Source organism: Aeromicrobium yanjiei (assembly GCF_009649075.1).
Lineage (GTDB): Bacteria > Actinomycetota > Actinomycetes > Propionibacteriales > Nocardioidaceae > Aeromicrobium > Aeromicrobium yanjiei.
In genome coordinates, this window is record NZ_CP045737.1 from 3,314,067 (window position 1) to 3,329,871 (window position 15,805).

Genomic DNA, 15,805 nt, shown 5'->3' on the forward strand with positions numbered 1-15,805 from the left:
CGCCTTTATGACAGCCCGCCCGCCGCCTTGCGCCGCCAGAGCACGAGCCCCGTGCCGCCGAGCAGCGCCAGCGCGAGGATGCCGGCGACCCAGCCGAGCGAGCCCGAACCCTCTTCGGCCTCGGACGACGTCGTGGCCGCGGGCTCGTCGCTGACGACGTCGGCCTGCGCTGACGGAGCAGCCGTGGGCGTGGCGGACGACTTCTCGCTGGACTTCTCGGTGGGCTTCGAAGCCGGCTTCTTGGTCGGCTTCGGAGCTGCCGTGGTCGACGCGGACGGAGATGCCGCCGGCGCGCCGGCACCCGGGGTCGCCGAAGGCTTGGAGCTCGACCCGCCGCTGCCCGATCCTGACGTCGATCCGCCGGGCGATCCGGTGCTGCCACCACCGGACGCCGGCGGCTTCGCCGGCGTGGCCGGCGCGCGCCCCAGCGGCTTCACACCGGGGTACGTCTTGCCGTCGCCGTTCTGGAACACGAAGGCGACCCATCCCCCGGCCGGGACGGACAGCGAGCCGACCCCCTGGCTGGCGTAGGTCCAGCTGCCCGACGTGCCGTCGGACCAGAACAGACCCCAGTACGCGGTGGCGGGCGGCATGTTCACGCAGCCCGCGTCCGACGGCGCACCGTCGACCTTGCACACTGCTCCCGGCTGGCGCTGGACATACGTCAACGAGTGCCCCGCATCGCCGAAGTTGCTCGCGGCAGTGCCTCCGCCGTTCGCATCGCACGAGACGCTGGAACCGACGACGACGGTCACCCCGGTGCCCTGCGGGCAGGCTGCCGCCGCCGCGGCGGGGCCGGCCGCGACGACCAGCCCCCCGGTGGCTCCCGTCAGCACGGCGACGAGCAGCGTGGCGAGACTGCGCCTCATCTGGTGACCTTGAAGGTCCTGGACCCTGTGCGGTTCGAGAAGGCGCCCGTGACCTTGATCGTCTTCTTGCCCGCGGACGAGCCCACCGTGAACGTGTGGCTGAAGGTGCCCTTGGAGGACGCCTTCCCCTTCTTGACGTCCTTGCCGCGGTACCGGATCGTGACCGGCTCGGCGGCTGCGAGACCCGAGACCGTGACCCTCTGGCCCTTGCCCTTCTTCACGGAGGCGGACCTCACCGACACCGGCAGCTTCTTGGCACCGAGGACCTGGACGGTGCCCGCGCCCGACCGCGACGTCCGGGCACCGGTCACGGCAATCGTCCGCTTGCCCGTGCTCGTGGGCGTCGGGACCTGCACCGTGGTCGAACCGGCGTCGCCGGCCGTGCCGGTCACCCGTGCGCCGGGAATCGTGACCGTGACCTTCTCACCCGCAGCGAGACCCTTGACCGTCACCGCGATCTTCTTGCCCCCGCTGACGAATCCGGTCGGCGCGGAGACCGTCAGCTTGGTCGCTGCGAGCTGGGCGTCGACGCCCACCGCGGCCTGAGCGGTGGCGCGGATCCACTGGTCCCGCGACTCCACGGTGATGCCGGCCGTCTTCCCGCCCGCGAGGGCGGCGTCGTCGAATGCGATCGCACCGAGCTCATTCGCGAGAAGGGTGTCCTCGCCGACCGCGTCGGTCACCTGGCGCGAGACGATCCAGGACGCAGCGCTGCCCGCGGCGCCCGGCTCGCCCAAGGTCTTGAGCGTCGCTGCCGCAAGTCCCGTGCTGTTGGTGTTGGCCGCGCCGTCGTTCAGGAACGACCCGTCCGGACGCTGCTGGTCGAGCAGCCAGTCGACACCCTCATCGATGTCGTCCTGGAGGCCGGGCTCTCCGGCATCCTGCGCCTCGTCGAGCGCCTGCAGCGCAAGGGCTGTCGCGTCGATCGTGCCCGCCCCAGTCGCGCACGCCTCGTCCTTCATGTCCGTGCGGAACGAGCCGTCGTCGCACTGCTGCTTGAGCAGGTAGCCCACGGTGTCGTCCGCCAGGTCGCTGCCTGCGGTCGACAGCGCACGAACCACCCATGCCTGCGTGATCGTGTTGGAGTAGTCGTCGCCCAGGTCCTTGGCCCGCCCGGCCGACGCGCCGGTCGTCACGACGCGCTGCTCGGCCTCGGCAATGAGGTTGTGCCCTCCGAACGCAGTGGCATCGCGGCCCGCGAGCTGGACCGTGACGGCCAGCTTGCCGGTCGCCCCCGCGTACTTGCTGTCCTCGTACTGCGTGTATCGAGTCGGGTCCTGCGCGAACGCGTCGAGGATCGTCGCCGTCGTGCCCGCCCGGGTGTCGAGGGCCTCCAGTGCGAGGGCGACGTCGAGGGTCAGGCCGTAGTCGTCGAAGTCCCACTGGGCGTTGTGGACGACTCCGTCGGTGAGCTGGTCGGCGAGCCAGCGTGCGGCGGAGTAGGCGTAGGAATTGGGCGCAGCCTGGGCGGACGGAGCCGCCACGACTGTTCCGACGGCGAGGGCGGCCGCCGCAAGACGGCGCAGGGTCGTGATCTTCATGATTTCCTTCCGGCTGCAACACGGAAGGACTCGAAGGCCCGTCACGTGTGTTCCTCGACAGCGTGGATCGGTCATGCCCTCAAGCAGGTGCTCCGGCTCGCCACACGAGGTGGCCTACGGTTGCGGGTCAGCGCCGGACTTGGACCGGCTTCCCCTGACATGCGGGCGTATTGAGTTGTGCCAAGTGGCAGGAGGAATCTAACACCCGCCACCGCCAGCACCTATCGGCGCTCCGGGCCCGCTCTCATCCTGGTTGTCACGTGACCCGGCGGCGCCGGAGCACCAGCCCCATCGCGCCGACCAGCAGCAGCCCGAGCCCACCTGCGACCCAGCCGAGCGAAGCGGATCCGTCCTCGTCCTCGGCGGCAGCCGGAGCCGTCTCGGCGGGAGCCGACCCGGCCCCTTGCCCCGTCGCGTTGGTCGGCGCGACGTGGGGCGGGGTCCTTCGACCGGAGTCCTGCAGCTCGAACGCGACCCATCCGCCGTCAGGCACCTTGAGGGAGCCGACACCCTGGCTCGCGTACGACCACTCGCCGCTCGCCCCGTCGGACCAGAACAGGCCCCAGTAGGCGTCGCCAGGCGGAGTGCTGACACACCCCGCACCGGCCGGCGCACCGTCGACCTGGCACACGAAGCCGGGCTGGCGCTGGACGGGTGTGAGCACGTGGCCCACGTCCCTGAAGCTGTCCGCCGCCGTCGTTCCGCCGTCCGGATCGCACGACACAGTGGATCCGACGACCACCGTCACCCCCGAGCCCGCGGCGCACGCGCCGGTCGCGGCGGTCGCGGCCCAGCCGGGCTGGACGGCGACTGCTGCCGGCACCCCGAGGAGGACTGCGACGATCGCGCGGCCGGGACGCGAGATCACCGGGTCACCGTGACCCCGATGCGTCATCGGGGTCCGACGGCAGCGCGGCGAGCCCCAGCACGGCCTGGACGCTCGCACGCACGTAGCGGTCGCGATCGACCTGGGCGATGCGCGTGCCGGTGGCGAGGGCGAGATCCGCATCGCTGAGTGCGATGGCGCCCTTCTCAGGCCCGCCCTCGACCTGCCGACCCGCCACCCACGACGCTGCGCGGGCCGCGGGGCCCTGGTGACCGCTCACCTGGAGTGCCGCCGCGCCCTGCCCCGTGCTGTTGGTGTTCGGACCGCCCTCGTCGGACAACGATCCGTCGTCGGCCTGGGTGCGGACGAGCCAGTCGGCGGCCTCGTCGATCTCGTCCTCGAGACCCTCGCTGCCCTGTTCGGCCGCGACCTTCAGCGACTGGATCGCGAACGCCGTCCCGTCGACGCTCCCCGGCCCGCTCGTGCACGGCTCGGCCGCCATGTCTGCACGGAATGAGCCGTCATCGCACTGCTGCTTGAGCAGGAAGTCGACCGCAGCGTCGGCGTCGTCGCTCCCGGCCGTCGTCAACGCGCGGACCGCCCAGCCCTGGTTGAGGACGCTGGTCGACTGCATCTTCCCGTCGGGCATGTCCTTGACCCGGCCTGCCTCGGCACCCTTCGGAACCACGAGAGCCTCGAGCTCGTCGATGAGGTCACGCGACCCCAGGGCGTGGGGATCGTCTCCGTGCGCCTGGACGTGCGCGGCCAGCTTGGCGAGCGCTCCGGCGTACCGGGTGCCGCCCGGTGGGTCGGTGTAGTCGTCCGCGTGCTCGATCGTGGACCGATAGACCTTCTCCGCGGCAGCGTCGTCACCGAGCTCCTCGAGCGCCGAGTAGAGGTCGAGGTTGAGGCCGTAGTCGACGAAGGCAGACACCTCGCCGGTCTCCACGTCGGCGAAGTGGCTCGTGAAGAGTCCGTCATCGGCCGGTTGTGCGGCGAGCCAGGACACCGCTGCCGCCTGGTGCTCGTTGGGCCCGGCATCGGGTGGCGCGGACATCTCGTCGGACGAGCAGGCGACCAGGACGGGGACGAGGGCCAGCGTCGCGATGCCGCGCAGGATGGTGCTTTTCACAAAGGTTCCCTCCCGCTGCTACGGACAGGGCGTGAGCCCGTCCGCGTGTGTTCCTCGACAGCGTGGATCGGTCGCCCCCACGGCAGGTGCTCCGGCTTGCCACAGGACGTGGCCTACGGTTGCGGGTCAGCGCCGGACTTGGACCGGCTTCCCCTGGCCATGGGTGCATGGAGTTGTGCCGAACGGCAGGAGGAAATTTAACACTCGCCGACCCCTCGACCTATCCGGCACCGGACAGAGCTCTCCCGCTGACGGGCGTCTCACGGTCGCCAGCGGTGGTTGCGCTGCCACGTGCCGGCGGCGGGGTGGCGCAGCTCGATGTGCCCGTCGGCCGTGTCGCGGATGAGCCAGCCGTCCTGGTGGACGAGGCGGTGATGATGGGCGCAGAGCAGTACGCCGTCGTCGAGGGTCGTGGTGGCGCCGGTGGCCCAGGGTTGGCGCCAGTGGTGCCCTTCGCAGTCCTCGGGTGGTCGATCGCAACCGGGGAAGACGCACCCGTGGTCGCGAGCGGCGAGGGCCTGCTTCTGCGCCCGCGTGAACAGCCGTTGCTCGTGGCCGTGGTCCAACGGCAGGGAACGCCCGCCGAAGACCTGCGGGACGAGACCCAGGTGGCAGGCCATGAGCCGCGCCTGCGAGGCGGAGATGCGGGTGCCGGTCGACAGGGTGGCCGCCTTGACGCCGCGCACGAGGGTGTCGAGGTCGAGGCGGACCATCAAGGTGGCGCCGAGCCCCGAGCGACCGGGCAGCAGGTGTCCGGGCAGCCGGGAGCAGACCTCGGCGAACCCCATGCCGAGGCGCGTGCGGTGGTCGAGGTCGCGGTCGTAGACCGACGCCGTCGACCCAGCATCAGATCCACCCTCCGACTGCGCGCCCGGGTGGTCGCGCAGGTGGTCGCGCCGGGGCGCAGAGACAGCCTTGATCGCGGTGGTGAGCATGTCGGCCTGGGCGTCGGGCAGGGTGAACCCGCCGGTGGTGGTGCCGTCGCCGTTGGGACGGGCCCAGAACTGCGACTTCGACCAGGCCCGCTTTTCCTGAGCCTCCAGCGAGTCGTTCTCGGCCGCGTCGACCTCTGCCTCGGGCCTGAACTGGTCGGTGATCCGCTTGGATCGCGAGCGCAGGTCCGGCAGCGAGTAGCGGGCTGCGTCGCCGATCAGCGTGTCCTCGCAGGCCTGCTTCTGCTCGGCGGTGGTGTCGTCGGGCAGCTCCTTGATGGCGCCGGCGATGACCTCGGCCTGCTTCGCGCCGATCCGCCCACCGGCCAGGGCCTGCTCGGTCGCGGGTGCTCCCTCCAGCGCCTTGGCTTGGTGAACCATCGCCTCACCCGCGCGCCGGTCACCACCGAACGATCGGGCCAGCATCGCCCCGGTGGACGTCGCGCCGACCTGCTTGGCCAGGCCCGACGCCTCCAGAGCCCGGGTCGCGGCCAGCTGCTGGGCGCGCACTCGTGCCTCGATCCGGAGCAGCCGCTCGGCCAGCTCTCGCACCACACCCGGCTCGAGCCCCGTCCACGCCTCGACCCGCATCCGGTCCAGCGCGTCCTCGATCGCTGCGACCCCACCCTGAAGCGGGTGAGGGAGCTGATCGACGAGCTGCGCAGACATGGGACGTCCTTGGAGAAGCGGTCGTCGCACGCTTTCGCCCGTGTCGAGACGGCGCCCTCCAGCATCAGGCGCCGCGGGCCAGTCACAGTCAGTCCCAGTCGGCTCGAGGGCTGTTGCGATGTTCCCCCTCGATGACCACCACCTTACTCCGATCGAGCGACATTGTCGAACATCTGTTCGAATGATGAGACGAGTGTCGCGCATCCCCGCCGCTGCCGATGACCTGCTGCCGGTGATCGCCCCCGCTAGTACGGTTGCCGCATGACGCTCAGCGACAACCTTCGTATCGCCCTCGACGGCAAGTGGCGCCACGTCCGGGAGCAGTCCCGCAAGGAGCTGGCCGAGATGGACCTGGCGTACGACCACGACCTGACCCTCGACGAGGCCCGGGCGCGGGTCCTGGAGCAGATGAAGAAGCTGGTGCCCACGGGCATCCCGGCTGCAGGCTTCCGCGTGTCCAGCGGGGGCACGGGCGATCCCGGCATGGCGGTCACCGGCATCGAGATGCTGGCGCAGTTCGACCTGTCGCTGATGGTCAAGGCCGGCGTGCAGTGGGGCCTGTTCGGCGGGGCGATCGAGAACCTCGGCACCGAGCGGCACCACCAGGCGTACATCCCCGGCCTGATCAACCTCGACATCCTCGGCTGCTTCGCGATGACCGAGACCGGTCACGGCAGCGACGTCCAGAGCCTCGAGACCACCGCGACGTACGACCCGGCGACGCAGGAGTTCGTCATCCACTCCCCCACGCCGTCCTCCCGCAAGGACTACATCGGCGGAGCGGCGGCACATGCCCAGTACGCCGCGGTGTTCGCCCAGCTCATCACCAAGGGCGAGGGCTACGGCGTGCACTGCTTCATCGTCCAGCTGCGTGACGACGAAGGCAACGACCTGCCCGGCATCACCACCTCGGACGACAAGCACAAGGGCGGCCTCGGCGCGGTCGACAACGGGCGCATCGAGTTCGACCACGTGCGCATCCCGCGCGAGAACCTGCTCAACAAGTACGGCCAGGTCGACGAGGGCGGCACGTACTCCTCGCCCATCGAGAGTTCCAACGCCCGGTTCTTCACGATGCTGGGCACGCTGATCCGCGGTCGCATCAGCGTCGGCGGGTCGGCCAGCGCAGCGACCGAGGTCGCGCTCAGCATCGCGGGCCGGTACGCGCTCAAGCGCCGCCAGTTCGGTCCGGACGCGGAGCACGAGGTCCTCCTGATGGACTACCGCATGCACCAGCGACGCCTGCTCCCACTGATCGCCAAGTCCTATGCGATGCGCTTCGCGCAGAACCAGCTCGTCGCTCGGATGGACCGCATCCAGAGCTCGGAGGATCCGCCACCGCCGCACCAGCAGCGGGAGCTGGAGGGCCGGGCCGCAGGCCTGAAGGCCGCCCAGACCTGGCACGCGACGAAGGCCATCCAGGAGGCCCGGGAGGCCTGCGGCGGAGCGGGCTACCTCGCCGAGAACCGGCTCACGACGCTCAAGGGCGACACCGACGTCTTCACGACGTTCGAGGGTGACAACCACGTGCTGTTCCAGCTCGTGGCCAAGGAGCTGCTGACGTCGTACGCACAGGAGGTCGGCGGTCTCGACCCCGTCGGCCTGGTCCGCTTCGCGGCCGGCACCGTCGCCGATGTCGTCAAGGAGCGCACCGCGGCCTCCCAGCTCATCCAGCGGCTCATCGACGCCCGACCCGGCAGCAGCGACGACGACCACGACCTGCTCGACCGTGGCACCCAGCTCAATCTCTTCGAGGACCGCGAGCAGCACGTCCTGGAGACGGCCGCCCGGCGCCTGCGCCGCGCGGGCAAGGACCCGGTCGAGGCGTTCGAGGTGTTCAACGCAGCTCAGGACCACGTCATCCGCGCAGGCCGCGTCCACATCGAGCGCATCGTGCTCGAGGCGTTCACCGCGGGCATCGCCCGCTGCGAGGATCCTGACGCCCAGGAGCTGCTCCGCGACGTCTGCTCGCTGTACGCCCTGACCGCGATCGAGGAGGATCTCGCGTGGTTCATGGGTCACAACCGACTGTCCGACACCCGGGCCAAGACCGTGACCCACCTCGTCAACGAGCTGCTGGAGAAGCTGCGGCCGCACACCCTCACGCTCATCGAGGGCTTCGGTGTGCCGGAGTCGACGCTGAACGCCGCGATGCTGGTCGACTGAGACCGGCCGGGCGGCCGCAACTCGCCTCCAGATATCCCGTACGTCCGTCCAAGTCGCGTGCGAAGATGAGTCGACCTTTCACCATCACTTCCGGGGAGACACACATGCGTCTGAACACCCTTGCCAAGACGGGCGCCGCACTGACGGCTTCCGCCCTGGTCATCACCCTCAGCTCGGGTCCGGCCAACGCCGCCGACGACAGCGCGAGCACCGGATACGCCCCCGCGTCGGCGCCCACGGCGTCCGTGAGCGCCGACGGCTTCCTGCCCGGCACGGGCGCGAAGTCCGCCGCGGGCAACAAGGCTGCCGCGGGCGTGACGATCAACAAGATCGGCGTCCGCTCGGGCGTGCTCTACCGCAAGGGCGACAACAGCGTGTTCCTGTCCGCCTTGGACGGCGACCCCGGAGGCGCCGCCGCCAAGACCGAGTTCACGCTCCGGGTCGGCAAGAAGGACCACAAGGTCCTCCTGCGCGGCACCAATGACGGCTACGCCTACTTCAACACCAAGAGCGGCTGGGGCTCCGGCAAGGCCTGGATCCGCAGCACCACGGTGACCTACACCAATGGCACCAAGTCCACCAGCGGCACCGACAGCAACAAGTTCTACCTGCGTCGCGCCACCCGGACGACGGCCAACAAGCCCTTCAAGGTCACGGCCTACAGCCCCGGCACCAAGATCAAGTTCCGGGCCAGCACGTTCAAGGTGTTCAAGCCCTCCTCGGGCAAGTACACCTCGCTCGGCTCGATCCGCCTGCAGTACAAGAAGAGCAACGGCAAGTGGAAGACGGTCAAGAAGATCAAGCTCAACAAGAAGGGCAGCGGCTCCTGGACGACCCGCGCCCGGACGCGCACCTACCGCCTGTACGTCCCGACGACGGCCAACGTCATCGGCGGCCAGACCGGTTCGATCCGGGGCTGATCCAGCCCACGCACGGAGGCCCTCGACCCGTCCGGGTCGGGGGCCTTCGTCGTCCCGCAGGCCGCGATCCCGGCGCCGAGACGACCTCCCGAACCCCTGCCGCACTTGGATCCGTGTGGAAGGATGGCTCGGTCTCTCAAGACCCATCTGCAATCCAGGGGAGCTTCACCATGCGTTCATCCATCACCGCCCGGGCAGGCGCCGCCCTCACGGCCTCCGCACTCGCGCTGACCGTCGGCGTCGGCTCGGCGTCCGCCGCCGACTCGACGACCACCAGCTCGTCGACCGCTGCGCGCCAGGCAGAGCCGGCCAAGGCCGTCTCCCAGTTCCGCCTCAAGTCCGGCGTGATCACCCAGTCCGCGAAGTCCGGCGTCTGGGGCGACGTCACGTTCTCCGGGGCGGGCAGCTACAAGTCCGCCACCACGGAGGTCCGCATCAACGGCGTCCGCAAGGGCAAGGTCAAGCTCTACGAGGGTCGCTACAAGAAGTCGGGCAGCAAGGTCACCGGCGGTGGCGTCGACCTCCCCCGCGGCTGGGGCGCCGGATCGGTCGTCCTCGGCCCGACGACGTTCACGTACGCCGACGGCACCACCTCGGTCGACTCCAAGAAGAGCAACCGGTTCTACATCCGTCGCAACGTCAAGACGCTGAACGGCAGCAACACCGCGCTGGTCATCAAGCGCAACAACAACAAGGTCACCTTCAAGGTCCAGCGGCTGAGCATCATCAACCCGGGTGCCGGCAAGTACGTCTCGGCGGGCTCGGTCAAGCTGCAGTACAAGTCCGGCAGCAAGTGGAAGACCAAGAAGACGATCAAGCTCAACAGCAAGGGCAACGGCTCCTACAAGCGCAGCACCTCCACCAAGCAGCGCTACCGCCTGTACGTGTCCAAGACCTCGACGCGCGTCGAGTTCCGCACCAAGACCAGCGGCCGCATCTAGTCGCCGCAGGCCATGCCGAAGGCCCTCGATCCCGCTGGGGTCGAGGGCCTTCGCACGTCCCAGCGGGACGACGCGTCAGAAGTCGCCGGCCGCCGAGCGTACAGCCTTGAGCAGCTCGAAGGCCTGGTCCTGCTGCTCGTCATCCAGTCCGACCACGGCGAAGTCGATCGCCATGACCGCGTCGGTCGCCTGGGCCAGCACGTGCTTGCCCTGGTCGGTGAGCTCGGCAAATGTACGGCGCCGGTCCGTCTGGTCCGCGACGCGCCGCACGAGGCCCTGCGTCTCCAGGCGGTCCATCGCATTGGTCACCGAGGTGGGGTGCACCATGAGCCGCTCACCGATCTTGCTGAGCGGCAGACGCCCGGCCGCGCTGAACGAGATGAGCTGCAGGACCTCATAGCGCGCGAACGTGATGCCGAACGGCTTGAGGGCGGCATCGAGCTCGGAGCTGATGAGCTGTTGCACCCGCATGATCGACGTCGCCAGGCGCATCGACCGGGACTCACCGATGTGCTCGACCCACAGCTCGGACGCCCGCTCGATGGGGTCGAACGGCAGGCGGGGCGCGGCGGGCATGGGCTACATCGTAGGGGACCATCCGGAGCAGTCATCGCCTGCCATCCAAGGGCAATTGGGCTAGCCTCACCGCGTGGCCGGGGGGTTTGAGGTATGGATCGAGGCGCTGCGGACGTCAGCGACCGAGTGGGATGACCACGCCGAGGAGCTCCGCACCGCACGACGATCGCTCAACGACGGATCGTCCTCGGTCGCCGGACGGCGATTCAGTGGTCCGGCTCAGGGGCGAGATCGCCGACGACCTCGCGGCCGAAGGATGGACGGTCAAGCCCCGCCCGTCCGGCCCAAGGGTGGGCGAGACCGTCGCGTTCCAGAAGGGCGCCACCACGATGGGCGCCAGCATCTTCGTCGACAGGGGCTAGGCCCCGGTGAGCGGATCCGGCGGGTGCGTGAAGTGAGCACGGGGCTGGCCCGAGTTAGTTGGATGTCCTAGTATCGGACTTCCACAGAACTTTTGGGAGATCGCCATGCCTGACCTTCACGTCCCCACCCATCCGGTGCGGTTCGTCACGGCGTCCGCGCTGTTCGACGGGCACGACGCCTCGATCAACATCATGCGTCGCATCTTCCAGTCGCAGGGCGCCGAGGTCATCCACCTCGGTCACAACCGCTCGGTCAAGGAGGTCGTGGACGCCGCGATCGAGGAGGACGTGCAGGGCATCGCGGTCTCGTCCTACCAGGGCGGGCACGTCGAGTACTTCGAGTACCTCGTGGAGTCGCTGCGGGAGCAGGGCGCGGGACACATCCACGTCGTCGGTGGTGGCGGGGGCGTCATCGTCCCCGAGGAGATCGCCCGGCTGCGGAAGTCCGGCGTCACGATCTTCTCGCCCGAGGACGGCCAGCGCCTCGGCCTCGTCGGCATGATCAACTCGGTCGTCAAGGACTGCGACTTCGACCTCACCGAGCTCGGTGGGCTCGATCTCGACGCGCTGCTCGCCGGAGAGCGCCCCGCCATCGCCCGTGCGATCACGCTGGCCGAGGCCGGATCCCTCGACGAGGCGCAGCGCGAGCGCATCTCGGCCGCTGCCGCCGCGCACTCCTCCCCGGTCCTGGGCATCACCGGCACCGGCGGCTCGGGCAAGTCATCGCTGACCGACGAGCTGGTCCGCCGCTTCCGCGTCGACCAGCAGGACAAGCTCCGCGTCGCCGTGATCGCGGTCGACCCGACCCGCCGCCGTGGCGGCGGCGCCCTGCTCGGCGACCGCATCCGGATGAACTCGCTCGACGGCGAGCACGCATACTTCCGCTCCCTCGCGACCCGCGGCGCGCACGAGCTGCCCGACTCGCTCAACGACGTCATCGACGTCGTGAAGGCGGCAGGCTTCGACCTCGTGATCGTCGAGACCCCGGGCATCGGCCAGGGCGACGCCGCGATCGTGCCGTTCGTGGACTCCTCCCTGTACGTCATGACGCCCGAGTTCGGTGCCGCGTCGCAGCTCGAGAAGATCGACATGCTCGACTTCGCGAACACCGTCGCAATCAACAAGTTCGAGCGCCGCGGGGCCAAGGACGCCCTGCGCGACGTGGGACGCCAGATGGTCCGCAACCGCGAGGCGTTCGGCAAGCGGCCCGAGGACATGCCGGTCTTCGGCACGTCGGCCGCGACGTTCAACGACGACGGCGTCACCGCCCTCTACCAGCACCTGCGCGACGAGCTCGGCGCTGCGGGGCTCCCCGTCGCCGAGGGCATCCTGCCCGCGGTCGACGTGAAGTTCTCCAGCGGTATCCAGCAGGTCGTGCCGACCGACCGGGTGCGCTACCTGTCCGAGATCACCGAGACGGTCCGCGGCTTCCACGCCGAGACCGAGCGGCTCGCCGACGCCGCTGACCGCGCCCAGCGACTGGAGATCACCGCAGCCGAGCTCGCCGACGCGCAGCTGGACGCCGGCAGCGTCGAGGAGCTGCTGGCCACCGCCAAGAAGGCCGTCCCGCACGAGATCTCCGACCAGATCGAGGCCTGGCCGACCGTCGTGGAGTCGTACTCCGGCGACGAGCAGGTCGTGAAGGTCCGCGACAGGGAGATCCACACGCAGCTGACCCGCGAGTCGCTGTCGGGCAACAAGATCCCCCGCGTCTCGCTGCCGAAGATGAAGAATCACGGCGAGCTCGTGCGCTTCTGGCGCCGCGAGAACCTGCCCGGCTACTTCCCCTACACAGCCGGCGTCTTCCCGTTCAAGCGTGACGGCGAGGACCCCGCGCGCATGTTCGCCGGCGAGGGCGATCCGTTCCGCACCAACCGCCGGTTCAAGCTGCTGTCCGAGGACGGCGACGCGACCCGCCTGTCGACCGCGTTCGACTCCGTCACGCTGTACGGCCGCGACCCCGACCCCCGCCCCGACGTCTACGGCAAGGTCGGCACGTCCGGTGTCTCGGTCGCGACCCTCGAGGACATGAAGGCGCTGTACGACGGCTTCGACCTGGTCTCGCCGTCCACGTCGGTGTCGATGACGATCAACGGACCCGCGCCGACGGTCCTGGCCTTCTTCCTCAACACGGTCATCGACCAGCAGATCGAGAAGTTCCGCGACAAGGAGGGCCGCGAGCCCTCCGAGGACGAGCTGGCCGAGCTGCGCTCGTACGCGCTGCAGAACGTGCGCGGCACCGTGCAAGCCGACATCCTCAAGGAGGACCAGGGCCAGAACACGTGCCTGTTCTCCACCGAGTTCAGCCTGCGGATGATGGGCGACATCCAGCAGTACTTCATCGACGAGGGCGTCCGGAACTTCTACTCGGTGTCGATCTCGGGCTATCACATCGCCGAGGCCGGGGCGAACCCCATCAGCCAGCTCGCGTTCACCCTCGCCAACGGCTTCACGTACGTCGAGTCGTACCTCGCGCGCGGCATGGACATCGACGACTTCGCCCCGAACCTGTCGTTCTTCTTCTCCAACGGCATGGATCCCGAGTACTCGGTGCTCGGCCGCGTCGCCCGCCGCATCTGGGCGATCGCGATGAAGGAGAAGTACGGCGCGAACGACCGCTCGCAGAAGCTGAAGTACCACGTGCAGACGTCGGGCCGCTCGCTCCACGCGCAGGAGATGGACTTCAACGACATCCGCACGACGCTGCAGGCGCTCATCGCGATCTACGACAACGCCAACAGCCTGCACACCAATGCGTACGACGAGGCGGTCACGACCCCGTCGCAGGAGTCGGTGCGCCGGGCGCTCGCGATCCAGCTCATCATCAACCGCGAGTGGGGCCTGGCGATGAACGAGAACCCGCTCCAGGGCTCGTACATCATCGACGAGCTCACCGAGCTGGTCGAGAACGCAGTGCTCGCGGAGTTCGACGCGATCAACGAGCGCGGCGGCGTGCTCGGCGCGATGGAGACCGGCTACCAGCGAGGCCGCATCCAGGACGAGTCGATGCTCTACGAGCACCGCAAGCACGACGGCTCGCTGCCGATCATCGGCGTCAACACGTTCCGGCGTCCGGCGTCCGAGGGCGAGGAGGAGCACACCGTCGAGCTCGCCCGGGCGACCGAGACCGAGAAGGAGTCACAGCTCGCCCGCGTCCGGTCGTTCCACGAGGCCCACACCACCGAGGCGGCCGAGGCGCTCGAGCGGCTGCGGCTCGCGGCCATCAACCACGAGAACGTCTTCGCGGTGCTGATGGACGCGGCGCGCGTGTGCTCGCTGCAGCAGGTCACCGAGGCGTTCTTCGAGGTCGGTGGCCAGTACCGGCGCAACGTCTGAGGTCAGAAGCCGGCGGCCAGGCGGTAGTAGGCCTGGTTCCAGCGCAGCTCGCGCAGGAACGAGCGCGGAGTCGTGCTTGCGTCGATGTGCACGAGCTCGGTGCGGACGATCTCGGCGAGGTCCTCGAACTCCTCGATGCCCACGGCGGTGGTCAGCACCGTGTGGTGCGGGCCGCCGGCCATGATCCAGGCCTCCGCGGCCGTCGCCAGCGAGGGGTGCGCCTGCCACATCGCGCAGGCCACCGGCAGCCGGGGCAGCGGCTCGTCCGGCTCGACCAGGGTCACGTCATTGGCCGTGAGCCTGAACCGGTCGCCCAGGTCCGACAGGCCGACGACGATGCCCTCACCCGGGTCGGCGACGAACCGCAGGCGGACCGGTTCCTCGCGGTTGCCCATGCTGAGCGGGTGCACCTCGACGGTCGGCCGCGCTGACGTGATGGTCGGGCACACCTCGAGCATGTGGGCGCCGAGCGACTTCTCGTTGCCGGGCTCGAGGTGGTACGTGTAGTCCTCCATGAACGAGGTGCCTCCCGGCCGCCCCTGCGCCATCGCCTTGGTCGCGCGGACCAGCACCGCGGTCTTCCAGTCGCCCTCGCCGCCGAAGCCGTAGCCGTCGGCCATGAGCCTCTGCACCGCGAGACCAGGCAGCTGACGGAGTCCGCCGAGATCTTCGAAGTTCGTGGTGAAAGCGCCGAAGCCGCCGTGCTCGAGGAAGTCCCGCAGCCCGGCCTCGAGCCGCGCGGCGTACCGCAGGCTCTCGTGACGGTCGCCGCCGGCCCGCAGCTGCGGCGCGACGTCGTAGAGCTCGTCGTACTCGGCAACGAGCGGCGCGATCCGCTCGTCCGTGACCGCGTCGACGACCGCCACGAGGTCGTTGACGCCGTACGTGTTGACCGAGACCCCGAGCTTGCGCTCCGCCTCGACCTTGTCGCCCTCGGTGACGGCCACGTCGCGCATGTTGTCGCCGAAGCGAGCCACCCGCAGCGTGCGGAGCTCGGCAGCGCCGGCCGCGGCCCTCGCCCACGCGCCCACCCGCCGGCCGACATCGGGATTGCTGACGTGTCCCGCGACCGTCTTGCGCGCCACGCCCAGCCGGGTCTGGATGAAGCCGAACTCCCGGTCGCCGTGCGCGGCCTGGTTGAGGTTCATGAAGTCCATGTCGATCGTGGACCACGGGATGTCGCGCTGCGCCTGGGTGTGCAGGTGCAGGAACGGCTTCTGCAGCGCGTCGAGCCCCTGGATCCACATCTTGGCCGGCGAGAACGTGTGCATCCACCCGATCAGCCCGATGCACCGGTCGTCGGCGTTCGCGGCGAGGATCGTCCTGCGGATCGCGTCGGACGAGGTCAGGACCGGTTGCCAGAGCACCGGGACCGACAGCTCCGGCGAGGCACAGAGCTCCCGGACGACCTGCGCCGACTGGTCGGCGACGTGACGCAGGGTCTCCTCGCCGTACAGCCCTTGGCTGCCGGTCAGGAACCAGATCTCATGGTCGGCTGTGGTCATGGACGTCCTCTTCGGTGGGGACGCATCGGC

Annotated in this window: 12 protein-coding genes and 2 riboswitches; of the genes, 5 read left to right on the plus strand and 7 right to left on the minus strand. The window is 69.5% G+C overall.

Annotated features, from left to right (window positions below; all coding sequences use genetic code 11):
• Nucleotides 1-5: 5 nt before the first annotated feature.
• The 5 genes from GEV26_RS16300 to GEV26_RS16320 all read right to left on the minus strand — a co-directional run bounded on the left by GEV26_RS16300 (nt 6) and on the right by GEV26_RS16320 (nt 5,969).
• Nucleotides 6-869: a hypothetical protein gene (locus tag GEV26_RS16300; RefSeq protein ID WP_153654613.1), complete on the minus strand. Its 864-nt coding sequence runs from the start codon at nt 867-869 to the stop codon at nt 6-8.
• Nucleotides 866-2,410 carry a prenyltransferase/squalene oxidase repeat-containing protein gene (locus tag GEV26_RS16305; protein WP_194839895.1) on the minus strand — a complete coding sequence of 515 codons (1,545 nt, stop codon included), beginning with the start codon at nt 2,408-2,410 and terminating at the stop codon, nt 866-868. The genes GEV26_RS16300 and GEV26_RS16305 overlap by 4 nt, the downstream gene beginning before the upstream one ends.
• Before the next feature lie 65 nt (nt 2,411-2,475).
• Nucleotides 2,476-2,588: riboswitch (cobalamin riboswitch) on the minus strand.
• A gap of 78 nt (nt 2,589-2,666) precedes the next feature.
• Nucleotides 2,667-3,278, minus strand: a complete 612-nt coding sequence (locus GEV26_RS16310; protein ID WP_153654615.1) for a hypothetical protein — start codon at nt 3,276-3,278, stop codon at nt 2,667-2,669.
• 4 nt (nt 3,279-3,282) lie between these two features.
• Entirely contained in the window at nt 3,283-4,368 is a 1,086-nt protein-coding gene (locus GEV26_RS16315; RefSeq protein WP_153654616.1) for a prenyltransferase/squalene oxidase repeat-containing protein, read from the minus strand.
• Between the two features lie 64 nt (nt 4,369-4,432).
• Nucleotides 4,433-4,545: riboswitch (cobalamin riboswitch) on the minus strand.
• An 83-nt stretch (nt 4,546-4,628) separates the two neighbouring features.
• On the minus strand, nt 4,629-5,969 hold the full coding sequence (locus GEV26_RS16320) for an HNH endonuclease signature motif containing protein (protein WP_194839896.1): 1,341 nt from the start codon (nt 5,967-5,969) through the stop codon (nt 4,629-4,631).
• A 261-nt stretch (nt 5,970-6,230) separates the two neighbouring features.
• On the opposite strand from GEV26_RS16320, the gene GEV26_RS16325 reads away from it, so the two are divergent.
• From GEV26_RS16325 to GEV26_RS16335, 3 genes are all read left to right on the plus strand, one after another.
• A complete protein-coding gene (locus tag GEV26_RS16325; protein WP_153654618.1) occupies nt 6,231-8,135 on the plus strand; it encodes an acyl-CoA dehydrogenase family protein in 1,905 nt (634 codons plus the stop codon).
• Nucleotides 8,136-8,239: 104 nt separating this feature from the next.
• A complete protein-coding gene (locus GEV26_RS16330; protein ID WP_153654619.1) occupies nt 8,240-9,055 on the plus strand; it encodes a hypothetical protein in 816 nt (271 codons plus the stop codon).
• A gap of 170 nt (nt 9,056-9,225) precedes the next feature.
• Nucleotides 9,226-9,996 carry a hypothetical protein gene (locus tag GEV26_RS16335; RefSeq protein WP_153654620.1) on the plus strand — a complete coding sequence of 257 codons (771 nt, stop codon included), beginning with the start codon at nt 9,226-9,228 and terminating at the stop codon, nt 9,994-9,996.
• A gap of 75 nt (nt 9,997-10,071) precedes the next feature.
• Here GEV26_RS16335 and GEV26_RS16340 read toward each other — a convergent pair whose 3' ends face one another.
• Complete coding sequence (locus tag GEV26_RS16340; RefSeq protein WP_153654621.1) at nt 10,072-10,572, minus strand: MarR family winged helix-turn-helix transcriptional regulator; 501 nt, start codon at nt 10,570-10,572, stop codon at nt 10,072-10,074.
• 209 nt (nt 10,573-10,781) lie between these two features.
• Here GEV26_RS16340 and GEV26_RS16345 point away from each other — a divergent pair, with 209 nt between their 5' ends.
• Complete coding sequence (locus GEV26_RS16345) at nt 10,782-10,934, plus strand: hypothetical protein (RefSeq protein WP_153654622.1); 153 nt, start codon at nt 10,782-10,784, stop codon at nt 10,932-10,934.
• A 105-nt stretch (nt 10,935-11,039) separates the two neighbouring features.
• Nucleotides 11,040-14,270, plus strand: coding sequence for a fused isobutyryl-CoA mutase/GTPase IcmF (gene icmF, locus GEV26_RS16350; protein WP_153654623.1), 3,231 nt, complete (start codon nt 11,040-11,042; stop codon nt 14,268-14,270).
• Between the two features lie 2 nt (nt 14,271-14,272).
• On the opposite strand, the gene araA is transcribed toward icmF, so the two are convergent.
• Nucleotides 14,273-15,775 (minus strand): L-arabinose isomerase, encoded by a 1,503-nt coding sequence (gene araA, locus GEV26_RS16355; RefSeq protein ID WP_153654624.1) that lies wholly within the window; start codon nt 15,773-15,775, stop codon nt 14,273-14,275.
• Nucleotides 15,776-15,805 lie beyond the last annotated feature (30 nt).